The following is a 23,813-nucleotide window of genomic DNA, read 5'->3' on the forward strand; positions in this document are numbered from 1 at the left end:
AGTTCTGCGAGCCTGCACACGCGAAGATAGACATAGATCGTCCATCACAATCGCCGTTGGACCGATTTGTGCCTGAAACAGAAGACCGTGTTATTCGCTCATGGAGCGAACGTTCCCGTTGTCATTTGAACGCGGGATGCGCTTCACCACTGGCCAAGGCGCCGCGCGTCTTTTCAGACGCGCCAAGGACGCTGTAACACTTTGAATTGCCGAATAATTTTATCCTTAAATCGATGCCGATTTAAGGAATTATGCAGTGGGATGAAAGCAGGAAAACTGAAGCCTACCTAAGCGCCGAAAGAAAATGGTGCCGCTTGCAGGACTCGAACCTGCGACCCCATCATTACGAATGATGTGCTCTACCACCTGAGCTAAAGCGGCCCCTCGCGGCCGAAGCATGCGGCCCGCGATTTGCATGGCGCTGATACAGCCATTGTTGGAAGATTTCAAGCGCCCTGTCATGGCTTTGGCAAAAAAGAGGGGAGGGCGCCTCAGAGCGCCAGCCGGGCGCGTGCCGCCCTGTATTCGTCCTCCAGCCGGTCGACGAGTTTGGCCACCGGCTCGACCGCCTTGATCGCGCTAATGCCCTGGCCGCTGCCCCATATGTCCTTCCAGGCCTTGGCGCCGCCGACAGCCTGCTCGAAATCCATCTTCGAAACATCGGCAAGCGGCAGGTTGTCCGGGTCCATGCCGGCAGCCAAGATTGAGGGCTTGAGGTAGTTGCCGTGCACGCCGGTGAAATAGTTGGAATAGACGATATCGCTGGCAGCGCCTGCGACGATCGCCTGCTTGTAGGCGTCCGCGGCGCGGGCTTCCTCGGTGGCGATGAAGGGCGAGCCGATATAGGCCATGTCGGCGCCCATCGCTTCTGCGGCAAGGATGGCGCCGCCGGTGGCGATCGCGCCGGCCAGCAGCAGCGGCCCGTCGAACCATTCGCGGATTTCCTGGACGAGCGCAAAAGGCGAAAGCGTGCCGGCATGGCCGCCGGCGCCGGCCGCCACCGCGATCAGCCCGTCAGCCCCCTTGCGGATTGCCGAATGGGCGTGGCGGTTGTTGATGATGTCATGCAGCACGATGCCGCCATAGGAATGCACGGCGGCGTTGACCTCCGGCACGGCGCCGAGCGAGGAGATGACGATCGGCACCTTGTATTTGACGCAGAGCGACAGGTCGTGCTCCAGCCGCTTGTTCGACATGTGGACGATCTGGTTGACGGCAAAGGGGGCGGCCGGCCACTCCGGATGGGCGGCGTCGTGGCGGGCAAGCTCCTCGGTAATCTCCGCCAGCCATTCGTCGAGTTGGCTTTCCGGCCGGGCGTTCAGCGCCGGAAACGCCCCGACGATGCCGGCCTTGCATTGCGCCAGCGTCAGCGTCGGATGCGAGATGATGAACAGCGGCGAGCCGATGACCGGCAGTCTCAATCTGTCCTTGAGGATCGGGGGCAGGGCCATGGTTCGTCGCTTCCATTGACGTTTACGAAAACGTCAATCTCATAACAGAGATGAAAAGGCGATAAAAGAGCGGCTGCCATGCCTTCGTCGATTTCAGCCCGAATATATACGTCCGAGAAAGCTAATAGAATAAGGCCCGCAAGCGGTGAAACCTGCCGATTATCCCCGCCGATCAACGGCGGCCCGCCCTCGCAAGGCTTGCGGTTTGCCGCACTTGACGCTACCGAATTTTGATGGAGAACGGCGGGGATTGCAGTCCGATGCCGAATTCAAGGTGAAGGACTGAATGTGAGCGGATTAGAAACGGCCATCAGAACTGCGCTCGAGAATTCCGATCGCGATAATCCGGAGGTTCGAGCGAGGATCTATCAGTCCGCCCGCCAGGCGCTGGAAGCTGGCCTGCGCAAGCAGGATATCACCGACACCGAGGTCGTCGCCCATCACCGCCATCGCCTGGAAAGCACCATCCACGCCATCGAGGGCGAGGAGCGCGACCGCCTTCACCCACGCCAGAGGCCGCCTGAAGTGCCCGTGCCGCCCGTGGTGGAAATGCCGGCGCCGCCGGTTCACCAAGCCGAAATCGATCAGTTTGACGGTCCCATGGTCTCAGGCGAGACCCGTGCGCCCGACGTGGCCCCAAGCCGCGGCGACGAGTCCAGCCTCGACGACGTGCATGCCGGGAGTGCCGATCATCTGGCTGCCGCCCCCGTCGGCGAGGAACGCCTTACCCGCGGTCAGCGCGCCACCAATATGGATTTCCGTCCGGAGCGGGCGGCAGGCCGCCGCAAGCCGCGAAAATTCTTTTCGAGACTGCTCGTCTGGTGCGTCCTGCTGGCCTTCATCGGCATCGGCGCCTGGTGGGCGCATACATCAGGTCTGCTGATGTCGGCGGCAGAGCGCGACACCAGCGTTGCCAACCCGCCGGCAAGCACCCAGCCCGAGGATTTCACCGGCAATGACGATGGCGACGGCAATGCCGCCTCCCACACTGATCAGCCGGTGACCATCGATCCGCAGAACAGCTTCTCGGCCGATTGGATCCCGCTGTTCAAGCCTGAAGACGCCGACAAGATCCAAAGCGGCCCGCGGGCGCGCACTGAAAAAATCGCCGAGAATGACGGCCCTGCCGTGCGGTTGATTTCCGAGAGCGGTACGGCCGATGGCAACATCTCGATCAGCGTACCCCCCTCGGTGCTGCAGCAGCTTGCCGGCAAATCCTCGACGATCGCGCTGACACTGCAATCCACCACCGACGAGCCGACCCAGATCACCGTCGAATGCAATTTCCAGACGCTCGGCAATTGCGCCCGCCATCGCTTCAACGTCACCCGGGAAAAATCGGATGCGCTGCTGCAGGTGAAGTTCGACCGCTCGCTGGCGCCGAATTCGCCGGGCACGCTGACGATCAACAGCGATCTCGACGGCAAGGCACGCGGCATCAATCTCTTCGCCATCCGCATCCTGCCGGGGCAATGATCTCAGCCCCGGCGGAGCCGGTGGCTCAGCCCCGGCGGAGCCGGTGGCTCAGTCCCGGCGGAGCCGGTGACCCCGGTCCCGATGCAATCGGTGGCCTTATTTCAGAAAGCCCTATTTCAGGAAGCCTGGGCCTGAGCCGATGATCTCTGCGTCGACCGTTCCCAGCGCCTTTTTGTCCTTGCCGTCATAATCCATCTTGTTCAGCATGTGGCGGATCAGCTCGAGGCGCGCCCGCCGCTTGTCATTGGCGCGGATCACCGTCCAAGGCGCGAAATCCGTATGGGTTTCCTTCAGCATCCGGTTGCGCTTGTCGCTGTAATCGCTCCATTTCGTCAGCGCCGCGATGTCCATCGACGACAGTTTCCAGACTTTCAGCGGATCGTGCCTACGGTCATGGAAGCGCTTCAGCTGCATCTCGCGGCCGATATCGAGATAGAATTTGAAGAAGAAGATGCCCTCATGGGCGATGATCTTTTCGAGCTGCGGCGTCTGCTTGAGGAAGTCTTCATATTGCTGCGGCGTGCAGAAACCCATGACCGGCTCGACGCCGGCGCGGTTGTACCAGGAGCGATCGAACAGCACGAATTCGCCGGCCGTTGGAAACTGCGCGACATAACGCTGGAAATACCATTGCCCCTGCTCGCGCTCGGTCGGCTTGGTCAGCGCCACGACGCGCGCAAGGCGAGGGTTCATATGCGCGGAGGAGGCGGAGATCGCGCCGCCCTTGCCGGCAGCGTCCCGTCCCTCAAACAGCGCCATCACCCGCTTGCCGGTCGCCTGCAGCCAGAACTGCACCTTGACGAGTTCGATCTGCAGCTTTTCCAGCTCCTCCAGATAGTCCTCTTCCTTGAGCTTCTTCTTGTAGGGAAAATCGCCGGATTCCAGCGCATGTTCGTCCACCCAGTCCGGCAGAATGGGATCGTCGACATCAAAGGTGCGTTTCTTTCCGCGGATCTCCAACTCCACGGCCCTGTTTTCGACGTCCTCGTCCATATGCTCCTCCTCGGCCTGATCGTTTCTCTCGTGCAGGCGAACATAGTTACCGTTGAAAATCAAATCTTTCGCGGCCGGCCGGTCATTTTTCTTAAGCTTCGGCTGCGGCCTTTCCCATCTCAGAGGGCCAGCCGAAAACTTCTGTCATGAATTGCCGCTATCAGGCAGAGTTCAATATAAAGAAAAACGAATCGACGCCGCGAGGGCACTTGCCAGACGACACTCCATGGAGAAAAAGCCTGTTGGCGCGCATAAGGCGCGAGCGGCCGGTGCTGCTTGCGGCGATCCTCAGCGCGCTCGCCGCGCTTGCCGCCGGCATGAACAAGTGGGTGGTGCTTGTCCTGCTGCTTGTGATGATCCTCGCCGCGCTTTTCAACGAGGCGCCCGTCATCGCGACCGAACCCGCCCCGCCGGTGGAGATCAAGCCGGAGGCGCCGCCAAGCCGCCTGCCGGAGGTTTCCGCCACGCTCTCCGGCCTCGATTTTCCTGTCATGCTGCTGTCGGACGATGCCTCGGTGCTCTTCCAGAACCGCGCTGCCGAAAAGGCCTTCGGCGAGGTGGCGCTCGGCGCCCATATATCGGCCCGCCTGCGCTCGCCGGGTGTGCTCGACATGGTGCGCGAAACCATCGCCACCAACGCGCCGAACCAGATCGAGCATTCCGAGCGGCTGCCCTCCGAGCGCGTCTATATCGTGCGCAGCGCGCCCATTGAATTCGCGGCCGATGACGGCCCGCATGAGCGCTATTTCATCCTCTCCTTCCGTGATATTTCAGAGGTCCGCCGCATCGACCGCATGCGCTCGGATTTCGTCGCCAATGCCAGCCACGAGCTGCGCACGCCGCTTGCCTCGCTGCGCGGCTTCATCGAGACCATCCAGGGGCCGGCAAAGAACGATCTGAAGGCGCAGGCGCGTTTCCTCAATATCATGCTCGATCAGGCGACGCGCATGAGCAGGCTGGTCGACGACCTTTTGTCGCTCTCTCGCCTGGAGCTGAAATCGCACATCGCGCCGGATGAGAAGATCGACCTGGTGCCGTTGCTCGGCCATGTCAGGGATTCACTGGTGCCGCTTGCAAAGGATGTCGGCGTCGACATCAACCTGCATCTGCCCGACGGCAAGGTCGAGGTGTTGGGAGACCGCGACGAGCTTGTCCAGGTGTTCGAAAACCTGATGGAAAATGCCTGCAAATACGGCCAGGAGGGCGAGATCGTCGATGTCTGGCTGAAGAACGGCACCGGCCAGCCGGTCGAGGTCAGCATCGTCGACAAAGGCCCGGGCATTCCCGCCGAGCATGTGCCGCGCCTGACCGAGCGCTTCTATCGCGTCAGCATCGAGGACAGCCGCTCGAAGAAGGGCACCGGCCTCGGCCTTGCCATCGTCAAGCACATCCTCACCCGCCACCGGGCGCGGCTGATCGTCAAGTCGGAGGTCGGCAAGGGCACCGACTTTACCGTCCGTTTCTGACAGATATGTCGCGTGAGGAACGGAGAGGCTGCCGCAAATATCTTTTCTCCTCGGGGAGAAGGTGCCGGCAGGCGGATGAGGGGGCCACACGGCACACCCTCACGTAAAACCTATTCCGCGACACCGTGCCCAGGGCCTTGACGATGGTCGAGACGACGCCTGCACGGGAAAGACCGGCTTCGCTGGGCCCCCCCATCCGCCCTACGGGCACCTTCTCCCCGAGGGGAGAAGAGGGAGTCGAGACGCTGCGGCATGTCCCTTCGCCCCGTCTACGAGGGTCCGAAGGGCGGTGACGGCAGCCGGATGCAAATGAAGCGGAACGACCTTGATGAAAGAGCGCAAGCCGGAAAGCCGCNATGCAAATGAAGCGGAACGACCTTGATGAAAGAGCGCAAGCCGGAAAGCCGCCACTTCGCTATTCGCCACCGATATGCAGCCGATTTTTGCAACGCAAGGTGGATTGACCACCGAACTTTGCTGGCCGCCCGACATGATCGATCGGCCTATTTAAAATATATTATTATAAATCAATTGCTTAACATGTCACAAATGTTTCACGCCTTTGACATAAAAGGACGGTGCTTACAGCGCTAAGAGAGTCTCGCCGATGAAAAAAGGCACTGCGAGGGCCTCTCTAAAGGCCGCACTCACACAAGCCCAATGCCGGGAGATTTACATGAACACCTTCAAGCTCACCGTTGCCGCGCTCGCTGCAACCGCCGCTTTCGCTGGCGCTGCCGTCGCCCGCGACCAGATTCAGGTTGCTGGTTCGTCCACCGTCCTGCCTTACGCAAAGATCGTTGCCGAGTCCTTCGGCGAAACCTTCACCAACTTCAAGACCCCGGTCGTTGAATCCGGCGGCACGGGCGCTGGTCTGAAGGAATTCTGCAAGGGCGTTGGCGAAGACACCATCGACATTGCGAACGCCTCGCGTCCGATCAACAAGAACGAAGCCGAAGCCTGCAAGGCTGCCGGTGTAACCGACATCCAGGAAGTCAAGATCGGCTACGACGGCATCGTCTTCGCAACCGACGCTTCCAATCCTGACGTCGCCTACGTTCCTGCCGACATCTACAAGGCCCTCGCAGCCCAGGTCGTCGTCGACGGCAAGCTCGTCGCCAACCCCTACAAGAAGTGGTCGGAAGTCAACCCGAAGCTTCCGGCTGTTGATATCGCTGCCTACATCCCGGGCGAAAAGCACGGCACCCGCGAAGTCTTCGAACAGAACGTTCTCGCCGCCGGCTGCAAGGCCTCTGGCGCAACCGACGTCATCGCCAAGGAAATCGCCGACAAGGCTGCCCAGGGCAAGGCCTGCGTCGCAGTCCGCAAGGACGGCGCTGCCGTTGACATCGACGGCGACTATCCGGAAACCCTCGCACGCATCGCCGCCAACAAGACCGGCGTCGGCGTATTCGGCCTTTCCTTCTACGAAAACAACGCCGACAAGCTCAAGGTTGCGAGCATGAGCGGTATCGTTCCGTCCACGGAAACGATCGCTAACGGCACCTACCCGGTTTCCCGCCCGCTGTTCTTCTACGTCAAGAAGGCACATCTCGGCGCCGTTCCGGGTCTGAAGGAATACGTCAACTTCTTCGTATCCGACCAGATGATCGGCCCCGACAGCCCGCTCGTCGAATACGGCCTGGTTGCCGCTCCGGATGCCGAACGCGACGCGATCCGCAAGGACGTCGAAGCCGGCAAGTCCATGTAATGACTTTGCCGGCGCGGCGCCTTTCAGCCCGCGCCGGCATTGCCTTATGTCCCTGCGCGCCGGCGGTTCTGGAGCTGCAGGGTTGGAATTCCTTCTCCATGATTGGAAGCTGAAGGCAGGCTGATGAAGCTGCCGGGCTTTTTGGGGGCTATGGGCCTGGGGACGTAACGAATGAGCACATCCATCATACTTTTGTGCCTTGTGGTGATCGGAGCCGCCGCCTATCTGGTCGCGCGCAGCCGGGCCACGGCGCTTGCCGGAGGCCGATCCTCCGCATTGCATTCACGGCCGGCCTATTACGGCGCCTATGCGGCGATCTGGGCGGTTCTTCCTGCCCTCATCGTCCTCTGCCTCTGGCTTTCCATCAGCCCCGGCATCATCCAGTCCTCGGTTCGCGGCGCTGTCCCCGACGACATCAAGGCGCAAGCCTCGGTCGAGCAGGATCTTGGTTATTCGATGGTGGCGACGGTCGCCCGCGGCCTGACAATGCTGACCGCGGATGAAGCTGCGGCGGTCTCCAGCGATCCGGCAGCCCTGCAGGCCAAGCTCCTCGAAAAGGGTGTGCCGCTTGCCGGCCAGCCGCTGCCTTACATGCTCGACGCCGCCAAAAAGCTCAACACCATGAGCATGACGAGCCGCATCGCCATGACGGCTGTTGTCTTCGCTCTCGCCATTGCCGGCGCCTTCTATGCGCTGCGCTCCATCGCTCCGCGCTTCCGCGCCCGCAACCGGGTCGAGCGCGTCATGCTCTGGGGCCTACTGCTCGCCTCCTCGATCGCCATTCTGACGACGATCGGCATCGTGCTCTCCATGCTGTCGGAAGCTGCGCGCTTCTTTGCGGCCGTTCCCGCCATGGACTTCTTCTTCGGCACCGTCTGGGATCCGCGCTTTGCCGGCGCCGGCAGCTCGTCCTTCGGCCAGTTCGGCCTCATCCCGTTGCTGCTCGGCACGATTTATATCGGCCTGGTGGCGATGCTGGTCGCCGTGCCGGTCGGCCTCTTCGCCGCCATCTACATGGCCGAATACGCTTCGCCGAAGGTGCGCGGGGTCGCCAAGCCGCTCCTCGAAGTGCTCGCCGGCATTCCGACGATCGTCTACGGCTTCTTCGCGCTCGTCACCGTCGGCCCGTTCCTGCGCGATTTCTCCGCCCAAATCAGCGGTCTTCTCAGCGGCAACTATAGCAACTTCATCCAGGCGCAGAGCGTTCTGACGGCCGGCATCGTCATGGGCATCATGCTGATCCCCTACGTGTCCTCGCTGTCGGACGACATCATCACCGCCGTGCCGCGTGCCCTGCGTGACGGTTCGCTCGGTCTTGGGGCCACACGCTCCGAAACCATCAAGAAAGTGGTTCTCCCCGCCGCTCTTCCCGGCATCGTCGGCGCATTGCTGATGACGGCTTCGCGCGCCATCGGCGAAACCATGATCGTCGTGCTGGCCGCCGGTGTCGCCGCCCGCATCCAGATCAACCCCTTCGAGCCGATGACGACGGTGACCGTCAAGATCGTCAACCAGCTGACTGGTGACCTTGAGTTCACCTCGCCGCAGACGCTGGTTGCCTTTGCCCTTGGCATCACGCTGTTCTGCATCACGCTTTGCCTCAATATCTACGCGCTCTACATCGTGCGCAAATACCGGGAGCAGTACGAATGACGGATATTGTTTCTCCCACTTCAGGCGTCACCGTTTCCAAGGCGCCAGTGCGCCGCGATATCGGCATCAAGCGCCGCTACGCCGCCGAGCGCCGGTTCCAGGCCTATGGCATCGCCGCCATCACCTTCGGTCTCGTCTTCCTCTTCATCCTGCTGTGGACGGTGATCGGCAAAGGCTACACCGCCTTCCAGCAGACGGCGATTACCCTGCCGATCGAATTCTCCGAGAAGACGATCGACCCGAACAATAAGCGTGCGACCGACCCTTCGGTGCTGATCGCCGCCAACTACCCGGTTCTCCTGCGCGACGCGATCGTCAAGCAGCTGAACGTCAATGCCGCAAGCCGTCCCGATGTGCGCGATGCATCCGCGATGCTCTCCAAGGGGGCGCCGGTTCAGCTGCGCGACATGGTCGTCGCCGATCCGTCGATCATCGGCAAGACGGTCAATGTCACGGTGCTCGCCGACGCCAATGTCGACAGCGCCAACAAGGGCCAGATCGACCTGTCGGTCGACGAGAAGAACCGCAAGGTCAACGACAAGCAGGTTGCCTGGATGAACGAACTGAAGGCGAGCGGCGCTCTCCACAAGCAGTTCAACACCGGCCTCTTCGTCAACGGCAATTCCAGCCGTCCGGAGGCCGCAGGCCTTGGCGTCGCGCTGATCGGCTCGCTCTACCTGATGCTGATCGTGCTCGTGCTCGCCCTGCCGATCGGCGTCGCCGCCTCGATCTATCTCGAGGAGTTCGCGCCGAAGAACAAGCTGACGGATCTGATCGAGGTCAACATCAACAACCTCGCCGCGGTTCCTTCGATCGTCTACGGCCTGCTCGGTCTTTCCGTCTTCATCAACTTCGTCGGCCTGCCGCGCTCGGCTTCGCTGGTCGGTGGCCTGGTGCTGACGCTGATGACCCTGCCGACGATCATCATCGCGACACGTGCGGCTCTGCGCGCCGTGCCGCCGTCGATCCGCGCCGCAGCGCTCGGCCTCGGCGCTTCGAAGATGCAGATGGTGTTCCACCATGTTCTGCCGCTCGCCATGCCCGGCATCCTCACCGGCACGATCATCGGCCTGGCGCATGCGCTCGGCGAAACCGCGCCGCTGCTCTTGATCGGCATGGTCGCCTTCGTCGCCAACGCGCCGACGACACCGCTCGATCCCTCGACGGCTCTGCCCGTGCAGGTCTATATGTGGGCCAACGAGGCCGAACGTGCCTTCGTTGAGCGTACTTCGGGTGCCATCATCGTCCTGCTCCTGTTCCTGATCGTCATGAACATGGGCGCCATCCTCTTGCGTCGTCGCTTCGAGCGCCGCTGGTAAACGGAGTTAAACATCATGAATATGTTGACGGAAGCTGCAGTTGAAAAGGCGCTGGATCACAAGATGAGCAACGTCCCGTATAAGATGATCGGAAAGGATGTCTCGGTTTACTACGGCGAAAAGCGCGCGCTTTTCGATGTGAACCTGAACATCCGCGAAAACACCGTAACCGCCCTGATCGGCCCGTCTGGCTGTGGCAAGTCGACCTTCCTGCGCAGCCTCAACCGCATGAACGACACGATCGACGGCTGCCGCGTCACCGGCAAGATCACCCTCGACACCGACGATATCTATGATCCCGATATCGACGTCGTCGAACTTCGCGCCCGCGTCGGCATGGTCTTTCAGAAGCCGAACCCGTTCCCGAAGACGATCTATGAAAACGTCTCCTACGGCCCGCGCATCCATGGCCTTGCCAAGTCGAAGGCCGATCTCGACCAGATCGTCGAGACCAGCCTGCAGCGCGCCGGTCTCTGGAACGAAGTCAAGGACCGCGTGCACGAATCCGGCACCGGCCTGTCGGGCGGTCAGCAGCAGCGCCTCTGCATTGCCCGTGCCGTTGCCGTCAGCCCTGAAGTCATCCTGATGGACGAGCCCTGCTCGGCGCTCGACCCGATCGCCACCGCCAAGGTCGAGGAGCTGATCCACGAGCTGCGCGAGAACTACACGATCGTCATCGTCACCCACTCCATGCAGCAGGCCGCGCGCGTTTCGCAGCGCACCGCCATGTTCCACCTCGGCAATCTCGTCGAGGAGAACGACACCGACAAGATGTTCACCAATCCCGACGATCCGCGCACCCAGGACTACATCATGGGTCGCTTCGGCTGATTTTGGCGACACCAAGCCTTCCCGTTATTCGAGGATAAAGCCCCATGGCATCGACACATATTTTTTCTGCTTATGATGATGATTTGAAGTTCCTGTCCAGGCGGATTTCCGAAATGGGCGGCCTGGCCGAGCAGATGGTCAGCGAAGCCGTGCGCGCCCTCGTCAATGGCGATACCGCGCTGGCGCAGAAGGTCATCTCCGACGACGTGATCCTCGATCACGCCGAACGCGAAATCGGCGACAAGGCGATTGTCACCATCGCCCGCCGTCAGCCGATGGCTTCGGACCTGCGCGAAATCATGGGTTCGATCCGCATCGCCGCCGATCTCGAACGTGTCGGCGACCTCGGCAAGAACACCGCCAAGCGCGTCATCGCCGTCCAGAGCACCGGCGTTCCCCGCAAGCTCGCTCGCGGCCTCGAGCATCTGTCCGAGTTGGCGCTCGTTCAGCTCAAGGAAGTGCTCGACGTCTACACCAATCGTTCCGCCGACAAGGCGAATGCGATCCGCGAACGCGACAACGAGATCGACGCGATGTACACCTCGCTGTTCCGCGAGCTCCTGACCTACATGATGGAAGATCCGCGCAACATCACCAGCTGCACGCATCTTCTCTTCTGCGCCAAGAACATCGAGCGCATCGGCGACCACGCCACCAACATCGCCGAGACGATCTATTACATGACGACAGGCGCGCAGCCGGAAGGCGACCGTCCGAAGGACGACAGCGCCAACACCGTCGGCGCGGTCACCGAATAACCGCCCACACCCCGCCACTTGCGTGCGCGCCCGTCCGGGCGCGCAAGAGGTCGCAGCCAATTTCTGAATTTGCGCAGGATGCATTGCTTAAATCACCCCCGGTTTAAGGATCATGCGCGAGGAGACCGACACGCATGATCCCGAGAGTTGCAGTTGTTGAAGACGAGGAAGCCCTCAGCGTGCTTCTTCGCTACAATCTCGAAGCGGAAGGCTTCGAGGTCGATACCATCCTTCGTGGCGACGAAGCCGAAATGCGGCTTCAGGAGCGCACGCCCGATCTGCTCATCCTCGATTGGATGCTGCCTGGCGTCTCCGGCATCGAGCTCTGCCGGCGCCTGCGCATGCGGCCGGAAACCGAGCGCCTGCCGATCATCATGCTGACGGCGCGCGGCGAAGAGAGCGAGCGTGTTCGCGGATTGTCGACGGGCGCCGACGATTATGTCGTCAAGCCCTTCTCGACCCCCGAGCTCGTTGCCCGCGTCAAGGCGATGCTGCGCCGCGCCCGTCCCGAGGTGCTGTCGACGGTGCTGAAATGCGGCGATATCGAACTCGACCGCGAGACCCATCGCGTCCATCGCAAGACCCGCGAAGTCCGCCTCGGCCCCACCGAATTCCGCCTGCTGGAATTCCTGATGTCGTCGCCGGGCCGGGTCTTCTCCCGCTCGCAGCTTCTCGACGGCGTCTGGGGCCACGATATCTATGTCGACGAGCGCACCGTCGACGTCCATGTCGGCCGCCTGCGCAAGGCGCTGAATTTTTCCAACATGCAGGACGTCATCCGCACCGTCCGCGGCGCCGGTTATTCGATGGAAGCCTGAGGGCTTCCGTTCTGGTTGCTGACAAAGTCGCTCGTCCTGACGTCTGCCCCTCACCCTCACCCTCTCCCCGTAAACGGGGCGAGGGGACGTGCCCCGCGAGAGTCTGGTGGGGAACCGAGAAGGGGTGCGGCATATCCCCTTCGCCCCGCGGGCGGGGGTCCGAAGGACGGGTCGAGACCCATGGCGCTCGACCCCGGTGGTGCCGGCAGCCGGATGAGGGGCAGCCATCGGCACGAACCAAAATTGCATAAAAAAACGGGCCACTCGGCCCGTTTCTGCATTCTAACGATGGTCAGACCGCTCAGCTGGCCCGCGCTGCCGCCCGGCGCCGTTCGTTGACCGGCTGGTAGGCAAGCTTCTGGTGATAGCTGCAATAGGGCGAATTGTCGGGGGATTCGCAGCCGCAGAAATGGAAGTCGTCCTTCAGCGGATCGCCGACCGGCCACTTGCAGGTGCGTTCGGTCAGTTCCGTCAGGCCGAGGCGTCGGGAAATCGGCACGACCACGTTGCCTCTCGGCACGTATTCCATTTCCTCGATCGTTTCGATCTCGATCTCTTCCTTCAGCATGGTCGCGCCCTGCTGGCGGGTAACGGTGCGCGTGGCGACCCGTGAGGTGTAGTTCGGTGCGCGCGGCGCCGATGTATTGCGCTTCGGCGTTCGTGCGGCGGTGTTGGTGCCGCCGGCCTTGGCACGGCCTGGAAGGCTCAGCCGGTGCACTTTGCCGATGACCGCATTTCTGCTGACTCCGCCAAGCTGCGCAGCGATCTGGCTGGCGCTTAGTCCTTCGGCCCAAAGTTTCTTGAGTTTCTCGACCCGCTCGTCTGTCCAGTTCATGCCCTGTCTCCACCTTTTGCGTTGGTGATGGCAGAATCCCTCACCGTTGTCCCGGGAGCTCCGAAACAAGAAACGCTTGATCAATTTTGGTGACTAGTTCCGCCGCATGCAGTCTAGTAATTGATCTTTAACCTAGTGTGAGGCTGACTCCGTGACAAGAGTCGCATGAATCCGGATGAATCGAATTCGTAGTTTTCCCCAACTTGCTGCCTCTGCGTGGCATTTCTGCAATAATGCCTGTTGAAGACTGAAAATGCCGCTGTACACCCTTGCTGCATACGCTAAGGGCGCAGTTTTGTTGACATTGCAGCGCGAAAAGGAAATAGTGCCCCTCGCCGCCGCAAGGCGGCATTTTTGATTTTTCGGGCCTGGTTTCCTTAGCCGGAGTCATTGCCCGGCAACTTTGATGGAGATCGCGCCATGGCTGAAGCCGCGCCGCTTTATGACACCTATTCTCGTGCCCCGCTGCGGTTCGAGCGAGGCGAGGGCGTGTGGCTGATCACCGAAAGCGGCGAGCGATATCTCGATTTCGGCGCTGGCGTTGCCGTCACCTCAGTCGGCCACAGCAATCCGCATGTTGTGGGCGCACTGAAGGAGCAGGCCGACAAGGTCTGGCACCTGTCGAACATCTATGAGATCCCCGGTCAGGAACGTCTGGCAAAACGGCTGACGGACGCCACCTTCGCCGACAAGGTGTTCTTCACCAATTCGGGTGCCGAGGCGCTCGAATGCGCGATCAAGACGGCGCGCCGCTATCAGTTTTCCAAGGGCCGTCCCGAGCGCTTCCATATCATCACCTTCGAAGGCGCCTTCCACGGACGGACGCTGGCGACGATCGCCGCCGGTGGCCAGGAGAAATATCTCGAAGGCTTCGGCCCCAAGGCGCCGGGTTTCGATCAGGTGGCTTTCGGCGACATCGAAGCGGTCCGCGCCGCTATCACCGATGCCACGGCTGGGATTCTCATCGAGCCGGTGCAGGGCGAGGGCGGCGTCCGTCCTGCCACCACCGAATTCATGAAGGCGCTCCGCCAGCTCTGCGACGACAACGGCCTGCTGTTGATCCTCGACGAGGTCCAGACCGGCGTCGGCCGCACCGGCAAGCTCTTCGCCCATGAATGGGCGGGCGTCACCCCCGACATCATGGCTGTCGCCAAGGGCATCGGCGGCGGTTTCCCGCTCGGCGCCTGCCTTGCCACTTCAGAGGCCGCCTCCGGCATGAAGGCCGGCACGCATGGCTCGACCTATGGCGGCAATCCGCTCGCCATGGCCGTCGGCAGTGCCGTGCTCGACATCATCCTTGCCGATGGCTTCCTCCAGCATGTGCGCGACGTCGCACTGGTCTTCCGCCAGGGCCTCGCCTCGCTGAAGGATCGTTATCCCGATGTGATCGAAGATATCAGAGGCGAGGGGCTGTTGCTCGGCATCAAGGCTGCCGTTCCCTCCGCCGAACTGCTGCAGGCGATCCGCGCCGCCCATCTGCTCGGTGTGCCCGCCGGCGACAACGTCATCCGCCTTCTTCCGCCCCTCGTGGTCACCGCCGAGGAAGCCCGCGAGGGCCTTGCCCGCATCGAGCGCGCCGCCGAAAGCATTCGCGCCTCCAAGGTCAAGAAGACGGCTTGAAGAGATTGCCGCCTTCGGGCGCAGCACAGGTAAGAAGACGATATGAGCCCTAAACATTTCCTCGATCTTTCGGCGGTCACATCAGCCGATCTCAGAACCATCATGAACGATGCGCTCGCCCGCAAGCAGGCCTTCAAGGCCGGCAAGGGCGACAAGCCGCTCGCCGGCAAGATGCTGGCGATGATCTTCGAGAAGCCGTCGACGCGCACCCGCGTCTCCTTCGACGTCGGCATGCGCCAGCTCGGCGGCGAAACGCTGTTCCTGTCCGGCACCGAGATGCAGCTCGGCCGCGCCGAGACGATCGGCGACACCGCCAAGGTGCTGTCGCGCTATGTCGATGCGATCATGATCCGCACCACCGAACATTCGCGGCTGGTCGAGCTTGCCGAGCATGCGACCGTGCCTGTGATCAATGCGCTGACGGATGACACCCATCCCTGCCAGATCATGGCCGACATCATGACCTTCGAAGAGCACCGCGGCCCGATCAAGGGCAAGACCATCGCCTGGACCGGCGACGGCAACAATGTGCTGCATTCGCTGGTCGAGGGTGCCGCGCGTTTCGGCTACCGCATGAACATGGCCGTACCCCTTGGCTCCGAGCCCAAGGATCACTATCTGAACTGGGCCCGCAATGAGGGCGCCGAAATCATGCTCTGCCATGATGCCGACCGTGCGGTCGCCGGCGTCGATTGTGTGGTGACCGATACCTGGGTCTCCATGAATCAGGAACATCGGGCCCGGGGTCACAATGTCTTCCAGCCTTATCAGGTCAACGCGGCCTTGATGGCCAAAGCCGGCAATGATGCATTGTTCATGCATTGCCTGCCCGCCCATCGCGGTGAGGAAGTGACGGACGAAGTGATCGACGGTCCGCAATCCGTGGTCTTCGATGAGGCGGAAAACCGTCTTCATGCGCAGAAGTCGATTCTTGCTTGGTGCCTGGGCGCGATCTGAACCATAATCGGATGTCGCGAGTCACAGACTCGCGACCGCGTGAGCGAAGGGCACGCTGGCCCATCGCTCTGAAAACTAGGAGTGAAAGCCATGGCAGAAGCTGCAGCCGCCCTCGGCCAGTTTGATTTCGCCGGCGATGACCATGTCGTCCCCTTCCAGGTGGAGGGGCTGGATGTGCGCGGTCGCGCCGTCCAGCTCGGCCCGATGCTCGATGCGATCCTCGAGCGCCATCATTATCCCGCACCCGTTGCCCGGCTGCTTGCCGAAGTCGTCGTGCTGACGGTGCTGCTCGGCACCTCGCTGAAGTTCGACGGCAAGTTCACGGTGCAGACCAAGGGCGATGGCCCGGTCGATCTCCTCGTCGCCGATTTCTCGACGCCGGAAAACGTCCGCGCCTATGCCCGTTTCGATCAGGCGCTGCTCAACAAGGCCATCGAGTCTGGTGAAACCGAGCCGGAGCAACTGCTTGGCAAGGGCGTGCTCGCCTTCACCATCGACCAGGGCAAGTTCAGCCAGCCTTACCAGGGCATCGTCGCGCTCGACGGCACCACGCTCGAGGAAATTGCCGGCGTCTATTTCCGCCAGTCGGAGCAGATCCCGACGCGCGTCCGCCTTGCCGCCGCTGAACTCTTCGATCGTGACGATGCCGGCAAGCCGCGCCATCGCTGGCGGGCAGGCGGCCTCGTCGCCCAGTTCCTGCCGGAAGCGCCGGAGCGCATGCGCCAGCCGGATCTCCACGGCGGCGACGGCGACACCGGCAACCGCCCGCATGGCGAGGACGATGCCTGGGTCGAAGCCCGTTCGCTGGTCGAGACCATCGACGCCGATGAACTCACCGACCCGCTTGTCGGCACCGAACGGCTGCTGTTTCGCCTGTTCCACGAGCGCGGCGTGCGCGTCTATGAACCGCGCGCCGTCTTTGATCGCTGCAGCTGCTCGCGCGACAAGATCAAGGGTGTGCTGAAGGGCTTTTCGGCCGAAGAGATCGAAGCCAGCCAGGAAAACGGCGAAATCGCCGTCACCTGCGAATTCTGCTCGACCACCTACCGCTTCGAGCCGGCCGAGCTTCAGCCGGCCGAATAGTTCTGAAAAGAGGCGGTGCGCTATCGCCTCAGTTAAGCACGCGCAGCAGCCCCGGGGAATCCAGCGAGAAGGCGGGGATGTCGACATCGAACATCTCGCCTTCGTCCGTTTCCATCTGGTAATGGCCGAACATCAGCCCTGAGGGCGTGTCGAGCGGGCAGCCGGAGGAATATTCGTAGGTGTCGCCGGGGCTGAGCCGCGGCTGCTCGCCGACGACGCCGGGACCGGTGACCTCGTCCACCTGTCCGTTCTGGTCGGTGATGTTCCAGTAACGGTTGACCAGCCGAACGGCGATGCCGGAATTGTTGCTGATGACAATCCGGTAACCCCAGACATAACGATCGTCGTCCGGATCGGATTGCTCCTCCAGATAGAACGGTTCGACTACAACTTCGATGTCTCTTGTGAGGGCGCGATACATGCCTTGCACCTTAGTCAAGATATGTTACCCGTATCTTATAAGAGGCCCTGTCCGTCAAGAAACGGAACAATTATCATCGCTGAAACGGCTGTGATCCGAAGGGTTTCGATCGTTAAGCCTAATTGTCAGTGTTAATTCCGTTTCGGAACGCCGCGGCGGGCAATCTTGTTCCCCCGGCCTCACCTTGGTGAGGTCCGGCACGGCCGAACCCCAAATGAGGTCCGGCCGCCTTTATCCTAGATCAGGCCGAAACCTTGGCAAGCGCCCGCGCGAAATCCTCGATCAGGTCGTCGGTATCCTCGATGCCGGCCGAAAGGCGGACCGTACCAGGCGAGATGCCGAGTTCGGCGCGCGCCTCTTCCGTCAGGTTCTTGTGCGTCGTCGTCGCCGGATGGGTGATCAGGCTCTTGCTGTCGCCAAGATTGTTGGAGATCTTGACGATCTCAAGCGCGTTCTGCAGCGCGAAGGCCGCATCCTTGCCGCCCTTCAGCTCGAAGGCGACCAGCGTCGAGCCGCCGGTCATCTGCTTGGCGATGATATCGGCCTGCGGATGGTCCTTGCGGCCGGGATAGATCACCTTGGCGATCTTACCTTGCTCGGCCAGGAAATCGGCGATCTTCGCCGCATTCTCGGTCTGCTGGCGCACGCGCAGCGGCAGCGTCTCGATGCCCTTCAGCAAAGTCCAGGCGTTGAACGGCGACATGGCCGGGCCGGTATGGCGGAAATAGTCGTGCAGGTTCTCGTCGATCCATTCCTTGTCGGAAAGGACGACGCCGCCGAGGCAGCGGCCCTGGCCGTCAATATGCTTGGTGGCGGAATAGACGACGATATGGGCGCCGAGCTCCAAGGGCTTCTGGAAGAGCGGTGTCGCAAAGACGTTGTCGACGACGACCTTGGCGCCGATCTGGTTGGCGAGCTTGGCGACGCCTGCGATATCGATCACTTCGAGCGTCGGGTTGGTCGGGCTTTCCAGGAAGAACACCTTGGTCTTCGCCGTGATCGCCTTTTCCCAGTTCGCAAGATCCCGGCCGTCGATCAGCGTGCAATCGATGCCGTATTTCGGCGCCAGCGTCTCGACGACCCAGCGGCAGGAGCCGAAGAGGGCACGTGCCGCGACGATATGATCGCCGGCCTTCAGCTGGCAAAGGATCGCCGCGGTGACGGCGGCCATGCCGGAAGCGGTGGCGCGGGCGTCTTCGGCGCCTTCGAGCATGCACATGCGCTTTTCGAACATGTCATTGGTCGGGCTGCCGTAGCGGGCGTAAATGAAGCCCTCCGTCTCGCCCTTGAAGCGGGCTTCGGCTGCCTCCGACGTCTCGTAGACGAACCCTTGCGTGAGATAGATTGCCTCGGACGTCTCGCCATATTGCGAACGCAGCGTGCCGCCGTGGACGAGTTGGGTTGCCGGGCGCCAGGTCTTGCTCATGCCATCACCTTCACATAACAAAAAAACCGGTCGCAAAAGCAGACCGGTTTCAACCCGGTCTTTTTAGCCACTTGTTTAACGTGGCTGCAAGCCGACCGGCCAAATCACCACGGGATAATTCTGCAATACTGCTGTTAGCTGCTTGCGTCAATTCCCCGAGTTTGGTTTTGTCGGCGGCAAATGATGGATGAGGCATGATGGCTCGTGAAACGGGAATTCTGGCGGATCGCGCGATCTCCGCGCTGTTCGAAACGGAGCGTCTGATCTCCGAACGGGAGCTGGACCGTGACCAGATCCAGCCGGCAAGTCTCGACCTGCGCTTGGGCGCCAAGGCGTTTCGCGTGCGCGCCAGCTTCATGCCCGGCCCCTCGCATCTGGTGTCCGACAAGCTCGACCGGCTGAGCCTGCATGTGATCGATCTCTCCGAGGGGGCGGTGCTCGAAACCGGCTGCGTCTATATCGTGCCGCTGATGGAGAGCCTGGCGCTGCCGGCCGACATGTCGGCCTCGGCCAATCCGAAGAGCTCGACGGGGCGCCTCGATATCTTCACCCGCGTCATCACCGATTACGCCCAGGAGTTCGACAAGATTCCATCAGGCTATGCCGGCCCGCTCTATCTCGAAATCAGCCCACGCACCTTCCCGATCGTCGTGCGCCGCGGCTCGCGCCTGTCGCAGATCCGTTTTCGCGTCGGCCAGGCTCTGCTCGGCGAGCCGGAACTGTTGAAGCTGCATGAAAGCGAGACGCTGGTCGCCAGTAAGCTGCCCAACGTTTCCGGCGGCGGCATCGCGCTGTCGATCGACCTCGCCGGAGACAAGGAAGGCCTGATCGGCTATCGCGGCAAACATCACACCGCCGTCGTCGATGTCGACAAGAAGGCCCAGCACGACATCTATGATTTCTGGGAGCCGCTCTACAGCCGTGGCCGCAACGAACTGATCCTCGATCCGGACGAGTTCTATATCCTCGTCTCGCGCGAGGCCGTGCACGTGCCGCCGGATTATGCAGCCGAGATGACCCCCTTCGATCCGCTGGTCGGCGAATTCCGCGTCCATTATGCCGGCTTCTTCGATCCTGGCTTCGGCCATGCTCCGGCCGGCGGCCGCGGCAGCCGCGCCGTGCTCGAAGTGCGCAGCCACGAGGTGCCCTTCATCCTCGAAGACGGCCAGATCGTCGGCCGCCTCGTCTACGAGCACATGCAGGAAAAGCCCGCAAGCCTCTATGGCTCGGGTCTCGGCTCGAACTACCAGGCCCAGGGCCTCAAGCTCTCGAAGCACTTCCGCATCTGAGCCTTCCCGGCGGCCGCGACTTGACAGCGGCCCCCATCTGTTGGAAATCTCGCATCAACGCGGGTGTAGCTCAATGGTAGAGCAGCAGCTTCCCAAGCTGAATACGAGGGTTCGATTCCCTTCACCCGCTCCAGCTCCCGCAAACTATACCTGATGCGCCTAATCCCCGAAAAACCGGATCGGCTTGTACCGACGATGCGCGATCATCAGGCTTCTGTCGGGCTGGATGATGTAGGTTTCCTCCACCTGCTGGCCGTACTGGTCGATGAAATCATGCGGAAAGGCGGAACCAACTGGTGATTTGGTGAGCTTGGTGCGCGGTTGGCCACTATAGGTGATGCTTCCCGGTATGGGTTCGAGGCCGGGGCCGCCATAGGTGACGGTGCTGCATCCAGCGAGAACGAGCGTGCCGATGAGGCCGATGATTGCAGGTTTCATGTCCATCCCTCCCAATGCCGTGAATAGTATCACTCTACGCCTTGCCGGAGAGAGTTCACGACACGAATGCCCATGCCGCTCTTCAACCCTTCGGGAAGCGTCGCCGGGGACGCTGTGATCGAGTGGCCGACGGCCTATTGATATTAGGGTGACAATCCCGTTCCACCAGTGGTGCACCGACGCATCCATTGCCGAAACCGGTGCCGTCTGCTAGATCGGCACCGTCGAAAAAGGCAGGATCGGTTGAGGTAAGCCCGGTCCCTTCCGCTGGAGCGTTAAGCGCTCTGGGGAAGCTCTGCTCCGTGCCATGGCACGAGAACCCGCGACGTGATCCGCATGAAGATGCGGGATCCCGGCGGCGTGCGGAGACGGCAAAAAGGCAGTCCCGGGATTTTTTTCGAACGGAGACTGTCATGCGCCTGAACCATCTCGATTTCCACGTTCCCGATATTGCTGCCACGGCGGATTTCTTGATCCGTCATTTCGGCCTGAGACTTAAGGATATGCGCGGCCAGTACGGCCTCGCGATCCTGGAAGACGATGCCGGCCTCGAAATTGTCCTCAGCCACGCCATCGCCAAGTTCGGCACCGCCGATCAGGTGGAGATCGGGCGCCAGACCTATCATATCGGCTTCATTTTGCCCGAAAGGGCGGATGTCGATGCGGTCCATGCCGGGCTTGCGGCTGCCGGTGCTGCGCTGTCCGGCCCGCCGGCCGCCATGCGCGGCGGCTGGCTTTTTTATTGCACGGCGCCCGGAAACATCCTGGTCGAGATCGGCTGGCGACAGGGTTAGGTCCCCAAATAGCAAGGGCGGCCGCAGCCGCCCTTGCCAATGCCTGTTTTGACCGGCTCAGAATTCCGTCCAGTCGGGATCCTGGCTCGGCGACGTGCTGCCGCCGGCGCCGAAGGCGTTGGCGATCTTCTGGCCGAGCGCACGGGCCGGCGAGGCGGCCGGGCGGGCGGTGCCTTCCCTAGCGACGCGGATCGGGGCTGCCCTTGCTGCCGGGCGGGCGGGCGCGCGTGGTGCTGCTGTGGCGATAGGCGCGCTGGCGGTGAAGCCGCCGGTGCCGGTCAGCCTGAATTGGCCAAGCAGATTGTTGAGCGCTGCCGCTTCGGTGGCGAGGTTGTGGCTGGCGGCAGTGGATTCCTCGACCATCGCCGCATTCTGCTGTGTGCCCTGGTCCATGGAATTGACGGCGGTGTTGATCTCCTGCAGGCCGATCGACTGTTCGCGGGAGGCCTCGGCGATCGCGTGGACGTGCTGGTTGATCTCCTGCACCTCGGCGACGATCGCGTCGAGCGCTTTGCCGGTTTCGCCGACCAGCGAGACGCCGGTCTGCACATGCGTGCCAGAGGTGCTGATCAGCGCCTTGATCTCCTTGGCCGCCTTGGCCGAGCGCTGGGCGAGCTCGCGCACTTCCTGGGCGACGACGGCAAAACCCTTGCCGGCTTCGCCGGCACGCGCCGCTTCGACGCCGGCGTTCAGAGCCAAAAGGTTGGTCTGAAAGGCGATGTCGTCGATGACACCGATAATGTTGGAGATTTCGCCCGAAGATTTCTCGATCTGCTGCATGGCGGAGACCGCCTTGCGGACGATCTCGCCCGATTTTTCAGCGCCGAGGCGGGTACGGGCGACGAGCTGGCTCGCTTCCTCGGTCCTCTTGGCGGCGTCGCGCACCGTCGTCGTGATCTCCTCCAGCGCCGCTGCCGTTTCTTCGACGGAGGCAGATTGCTGTTCCGTCCGCTGCGAAAGCTGGTCTGCGGAAGAGCGGATTTCATTGGCGCCGGCGCCGATCGCCCGGGCATTGGCGCCGACCGTATGCAGGGTTTCGTTGAGCTTCTCGACCGAGTTGTTGAAATCCGTACGCAGCGCATCGAGATGCGCGACGAAGGGTTCGTCGATATGCGAGGCGAGATCGCCGGCGGCAAGGCGGCGCAGGCCGTCGCCGAGTGCGGTGACGGCGCGTTCCAGTTCGGATGCTTCGCGGACCTTCTGCGCTTCGCGTTCGCGGCGCTCGCTGTCGCTGACGTTGCGGTCGGCTTCGGCGCGTGCCTCGATTTGGGCCCGCTCGATCGCATTGTCACGGAAGACCAAAACGGCCTTTGCCATCTGTCCGACTTCGTCGCCGCGGTCGAGGCCGCTGACATCGCTTGTTGTGTCACCCTCGGCAAGCCGCGTCATGCGCTGGCGCAGCTGTGCCATCGGGCCGGCGATGCCTATCTGGGCGACGAAAACGCTGAAGCCGACGGCGGCGAGAACGGCGATGCCGATCAGCACGAAACAGAAGACGATCCGCCCGTTGACGGAAGCCGAGAGCGCGTCGCCGCCATCGTTGAGCATCGCCATCATCGCATCATTGTTGGCGATCATCTTCGGCGTCAGCGCATTGAGCTTGGCATTGATCAGGGCAACATTCGAAAGCGCGCCGGCGCTGTCCTTGGCTTTGCTCTGTTCGGTGATCTTGTTCGCCAGGGTTTCGATCTCATCGATTCCGGCCTGGATTTCATCGATCGCCGGTTTGCGGCTCGGCACCAGCGCCAGAGCCTGCTTCATGCGGTCACGCGCCTGCGGCAGCTTGCTCGGTGTGGCGAGCGCCGTCTGGAATGCCGGCGTATCGGGCTTCATGTCGGCAAGCAGGGTGACCTGCAACACCGAGGCCACCGCCGATGCGCTGGCGCGCGCGCTCAGCATCGAGGCCTGCGCCTCATGATCGATGAAGGCGCTATAGGCGGCGTCCGCACGGCGGAACTCGGAGATGACATAGATCAGCCCGGCCATGGTGATCAGCCCGAGCAGCGCCACGACCGATATGATTTTTGTGCGGATTTTCAGATGTTTCAGCATGGAAATGTCACCCGATTGACGGGGCGTGTCGCGCGCCCGGTGCTTTTGAAATCAATTGTTGCAGAAAAAACGCTGCTTCAATATCGCGGTTTAGGATTACGTTTGGGCTGACGCTTGCATCATGCGATCGGCTGGCGGGGTCCGATGTCGTCGCGACAAATAAAAGGCGATATTCTTTAATTCCGCGCTAACACCGGGCGGCGGATGACTGTGATTTTTAGGGGCTGAATTGTCGTCTCAGGTGCGTTGCCACGGCTGTCGGTCCACGCCGGCTGCCCTCACCCTAACTCTCTCCCCAAACGGAGCGAGGGGACGTGCCCTCAGCACGATCCGGCTCACCTCCACGCATATTCCCCACCACGCATGACTCTGATACATCTCGCCGACGCCGTAATGCTTCGCGCTTAACCCAGAGACCAAGA

General features: G+C 61.9%; 20 protein-coding genes, 2 tRNA genes and 1 riboswitch. Of the genes, 14 read left to right on the forward strand and 8 right to left on the reverse strand.

The genetic code is table 11. The annotated features are described in order from the left end of the window. Positions 1-305: 305 nt before the first annotated feature. Together BS629_RS08885 and BS629_RS08890 are read right to left on the reverse strand one after the other, a co-directional pair. Positions 306-381 (reverse strand) — tRNA-Thr (locus BS629_RS08885). 110 nt (positions 382-491) lie between these two features. Beyond that, positions 492-1,451, reverse strand: a complete 960-nt coding sequence (locus BS629_RS08890) for an NAD(P)H-dependent flavin oxidoreductase (protein ID WP_018244638.1) — start codon at positions 1,449-1,451, stop codon at positions 492-494. A gap of 288 nt (positions 1,452-1,739) precedes the next feature. On the opposite strand from BS629_RS08890, the gene BS629_RS08895 reads away from it, so the two are divergent. After that, a complete protein-coding gene (locus tag BS629_RS08895) occupies positions 1,740-2,927 on the forward strand; it encodes a hypothetical protein (RefSeq protein WP_018244639.1) in 1,188 nt (395 codons plus the stop codon). A 111-nt stretch (positions 2,928-3,038) separates the two neighbouring features. Here the strand turns inward: BS629_RS08895 and ppk2 are convergent, their stop codons facing one another. Next, positions 3,039-3,920 (reverse strand): polyphosphate kinase 2, encoded by an 882-nt coding sequence (gene ppk2 / locus BS629_RS08900; RefSeq protein WP_026188606.1) that lies wholly within the window; start codon positions 3,918-3,920, stop codon positions 3,039-3,041. Positions 3,921-4,162: 242 nt separating this feature from the next. On the opposite strand from ppk2, the gene phoR reads away from it, so the two are divergent. The 7 genes from phoR (at position 4,163) to phoB (ending at position 12,476) form a co-directional block, all read left to right on the forward strand. After that, positions 4,163-5,386, forward strand: coding sequence for a phosphate regulon sensor histidine kinase PhoR (phoR, locus tag BS629_RS08905; RefSeq protein WP_018244641.1), 1,224 nt, complete (start codon positions 4,163-4,165; stop codon positions 5,384-5,386). A gap of 676 nt (positions 5,387-6,062) precedes the next feature. Continuing rightward, a complete protein-coding gene (locus BS629_RS08910; RefSeq protein WP_018244642.1) occupies positions 6,063-7,097 on the forward strand; it encodes a substrate-binding domain-containing protein in 1,035 nt (344 codons plus the stop codon). Between the two features lie 171 nt (positions 7,098-7,268). After that, positions 7,269-8,750 (forward strand): phosphate ABC transporter permease subunit PstC, encoded by a 1,482-nt coding sequence (pstC, locus tag BS629_RS08915; RefSeq protein ID WP_026188607.1) that lies wholly within the window; start codon positions 7,269-7,271, stop codon positions 8,748-8,750. Continuing rightward, positions 8,747-10,069 (forward strand): phosphate ABC transporter permease PstA, encoded by a 1,323-nt coding sequence (gene pstA / locus BS629_RS08920; protein ID WP_018244644.1) that lies wholly within the window; start codon positions 8,747-8,749, stop codon positions 10,067-10,069. The genes pstC and pstA overlap by 4 nt, the downstream gene beginning before the upstream one ends. 15 nt (positions 10,070-10,084) lie before the next feature. Then, a complete protein-coding gene (gene pstB, locus BS629_RS08925; protein WP_003556197.1) occupies positions 10,085-10,900 on the forward strand; it encodes a phosphate ABC transporter ATP-binding protein PstB in 816 nt (271 codons plus the stop codon). Between the two features lie 44 nt (positions 10,901-10,944). Then, positions 10,945-11,658 carry a phosphate signaling complex protein PhoU gene (gene phoU, locus BS629_RS08930; RefSeq protein ID WP_018244645.1) on the forward strand — a complete coding sequence of 238 codons (714 nt, stop codon included), beginning with the start codon at positions 10,945-10,947 and terminating at the stop codon, positions 11,656-11,658. A 134-nt stretch (positions 11,659-11,792) separates the two neighbouring features. Next, on the forward strand, positions 11,793-12,476 hold the full coding sequence (phoB, locus tag BS629_RS08935) for a phosphate regulon transcriptional regulator PhoB (RefSeq protein ID WP_003545181.1): 684 nt from the start codon (positions 11,793-11,795) through the stop codon (positions 12,474-12,476). Between the two features lie 301 nt (positions 12,477-12,777). Here phoB and BS629_RS08940 read toward each other — a convergent pair whose 3' ends face one another. Beyond that, the gene (locus BS629_RS08940) at positions 12,778-13,311 is read right to left on the reverse strand and encodes a GcrA family cell cycle regulator (protein WP_018244646.1); all 534 of its coding nucleotides are present in this window, start codon (positions 13,309-13,311) and stop codon (positions 12,778-12,780) included. A gap of 420 nt (positions 13,312-13,731) precedes the next feature. Here BS629_RS08940 and BS629_RS08945 point away from each other — a divergent pair, with 420 nt between their 5' ends. The 3 genes from BS629_RS08945 (at position 13,732) to BS629_RS08955 (ending at position 16,971) form a co-directional block, all read left to right on the forward strand. Further along, positions 13,732-14,931 carry an aspartate aminotransferase family protein gene (locus BS629_RS08945; RefSeq protein ID WP_026188608.1) on the forward strand — a complete coding sequence of 400 codons (1,200 nt, stop codon included), beginning with the start codon at positions 13,732-13,734 and terminating at the stop codon, positions 14,929-14,931. A gap of 42 nt (positions 14,932-14,973) precedes the next feature. Next, the gene (gene argF / locus BS629_RS08950; protein ID WP_018244648.1) at positions 14,974-15,888 is read left to right on the forward strand and encodes an ornithine carbamoyltransferase; all 915 of its coding nucleotides are present in this window, start codon (positions 14,974-14,976) and stop codon (positions 15,886-15,888) included. A 90-nt stretch (positions 15,889-15,978) separates the two neighbouring features. Next, entirely contained in the window at positions 15,979-16,971 is a 993-nt protein-coding gene (locus BS629_RS08955) for an Hsp33 family molecular chaperone (RefSeq protein ID WP_018244649.1), read from the forward strand. Between the two features lie 28 nt (positions 16,972-16,999). Here the strand turns inward: BS629_RS08955 and apaG are convergent, their stop codons facing one another. Further along, positions 17,000-17,392, reverse strand: a complete 393-nt coding sequence (apaG, locus tag BS629_RS08960) for a Co2+/Mg2+ efflux protein ApaG (protein ID WP_003556205.1) — start codon at positions 17,390-17,392, stop codon at positions 17,000-17,002. A 241-nt stretch (positions 17,393-17,633) separates the two neighbouring features. After that, positions 17,634-18,818 carry an O-succinylhomoserine sulfhydrylase gene (locus tag BS629_RS08965; RefSeq protein WP_018244651.1) on the reverse strand — a complete coding sequence of 395 codons (1,185 nt, stop codon included), beginning with the start codon at positions 18,816-18,818 and terminating at the stop codon, positions 17,634-17,636. A gap of 42 nt (positions 18,819-18,860) precedes the next feature. After that, positions 18,861-18,939: riboswitch (SAM riboswitch) on the reverse strand. A gap of 73 nt (positions 18,940-19,012) precedes the next feature. Here BS629_RS08965 and BS629_RS08970 point away from each other — a divergent pair. Both BS629_RS08970 and BS629_RS08975 read left to right on the forward strand, forming a co-directional pair. Next, positions 19,013-20,107: a 2'-deoxycytidine 5'-triphosphate deaminase gene (locus tag BS629_RS08970; protein WP_018244652.1), complete on the forward strand. Its 1,095-nt coding sequence runs from the start codon at positions 19,013-19,015 to the stop codon at positions 20,105-20,107. A 59-nt stretch (positions 20,108-20,166) separates the two neighbouring features. Then, positions 20,167-20,240 (forward strand) — tRNA-Gly (locus tag BS629_RS08975). A 26-nt stretch (positions 20,241-20,266) separates the two neighbouring features. Here BS629_RS08975 and BS629_RS08980 read toward each other — a convergent pair. Next, complete coding sequence (locus BS629_RS08980) at positions 20,267-20,545, reverse strand: hypothetical protein (RefSeq protein ID WP_018244653.1); 279 nt, start codon at positions 20,543-20,545, stop codon at positions 20,267-20,269. A 413-nt stretch (positions 20,546-20,958) separates the two neighbouring features. On the opposite strand from BS629_RS08980, the gene BS629_RS08985 reads away from it, so the two are divergent. Continuing rightward, the gene (locus tag BS629_RS08985) at positions 20,959-21,339 is read left to right on the forward strand and encodes a VOC family protein (protein WP_018244654.1); all 381 of its coding nucleotides are present in this window, start codon (positions 20,959-20,961) and stop codon (positions 21,337-21,339) included. A gap of 57 nt (positions 21,340-21,396) precedes the next feature. On the opposite strand, the gene BS629_RS08990 is transcribed toward BS629_RS08985, so the two are convergent. Beyond that, positions 21,397-23,391, reverse strand: a complete 1,995-nt coding sequence (locus BS629_RS08990; RefSeq protein ID WP_018244655.1) for a methyl-accepting chemotaxis protein — start codon at positions 23,389-23,391, stop codon at positions 21,397-21,399. Positions 23,392-23,813: the final 422 nt, after the last annotated feature.

Origin of the sequence: Rhizobium leguminosarum bv. viciae USDA 2370 (assembly GCF_002008365.1) — a bacterium.
GTDB classification, from domain to species: Bacteria; Pseudomonadota; Alphaproteobacteria; order Rhizobiales; family Rhizobiaceae; genus Rhizobium; species Rhizobium leguminosarum.

Excerpts from the sequence above, each read along its gene's own strand:
- pstB (WP_003556197.1), top strand. The coding sequence starts at position 10,085 with ATGAATATGTTGACGGAAGCTGCAGTTGAAAAGGCGCTGGATCACAAG.
- BS629_RS08910 (WP_018244642.1), top strand. The coding sequence starts at position 6,063 with ATGAACACCTTCAAGCTCACCGTTGCCGCGCTCGCTGCAACCGCCGCT.
- BS629_RS08970 (WP_018244652.1), top strand. The coding sequence starts at position 19,013 with ATGATGGCTCGTGAAACGGGAATTCTGGCGGATCGCGCGATCTCCGCG.
- pstC (WP_026188607.1), top strand. The coding sequence starts at position 7,269 with ATGAGCACATCCATCATACTTTTGTGCCTTGTGGTGATCGGAGCCGCC.
- BS629_RS08990 (WP_018244655.1), bottom strand. The coding sequence starts at position 23,391 with ATGCTGAAACATCTGAAAATCCGCACAAAAATCATATCGGTCGTGGCG.
- apaG (WP_003556205.1), bottom strand. The coding sequence starts at position 17,392 with ATGTATCGCGCCCTCACAAGAGACATCGAAGTTGTAGTCGAACCGTTC.
- argF (WP_018244648.1), top strand. The coding sequence starts at position 14,974 with ATGAGCCCTAAACATTTCCTCGATCTTTCGGCGGTCACATCAGCCGAT.
- pstA (WP_018244644.1), top strand. The coding sequence starts at position 8,747 with ATGACGGATATTGTTTCTCCCACTTCAGGCGTCACCGTTTCCAAGGCG.
- BS629_RS08965 (WP_018244651.1), bottom strand. The coding sequence starts at position 18,818 with ATGAGCAAGACCTGGCGCCCGGCAACCCAACTCGTCCACGGCGGCACG.
- BS629_RS08955 (WP_018244649.1), top strand. The coding sequence starts at position 15,979 with ATGGCAGAAGCTGCAGCCGCCCTCGGCCAGTTTGATTTCGCCGGCGAT.
- phoU (WP_018244645.1), top strand. The coding sequence starts at position 10,945 with ATGGCATCGACACATATTTTTTCTGCTTATGATGATGATTTGAAGTTC.
- BS629_RS08985 (WP_018244654.1), top strand. The coding sequence starts at position 20,959 with ATGCGCCTGAACCATCTCGATTTCCACGTTCCCGATATTGCTGCCACG.
- BS629_RS08980 (WP_018244653.1), bottom strand. The coding sequence starts at position 20,545 with ATGAAACCTGCAATCATCGGCCTCATCGGCACGCTCGTTCTCGCTGGA.
- BS629_RS08945 (WP_026188608.1), top strand. The coding sequence starts at position 13,732 with ATGGCTGAAGCCGCGCCGCTTTATGACACCTATTCTCGTGCCCCGCTG.
- phoB (WP_003545181.1), top strand. The coding sequence starts at position 11,793 with ATGATCCCGAGAGTTGCAGTTGTTGAAGACGAGGAAGCCCTCAGCGTG.
- BS629_RS08890 (WP_018244638.1), bottom strand. The coding sequence starts at position 1,451 with ATGGCCCTGCCCCCGATCCTCAAGGACAGATTGAGACTGCCGGTCATC.
- BS629_RS08940 (WP_018244646.1), bottom strand. The coding sequence starts at position 13,311 with ATGAACTGGACAGACGAGCGGGTCGAGAAACTCAAGAAACTTTGGGCC.
- ppk2 (WP_026188606.1), bottom strand. The coding sequence starts at position 3,920 with ATGGACGAGGACGTCGAAAACAGGGCCGTGGAGTTGGAGATCCGCGGA.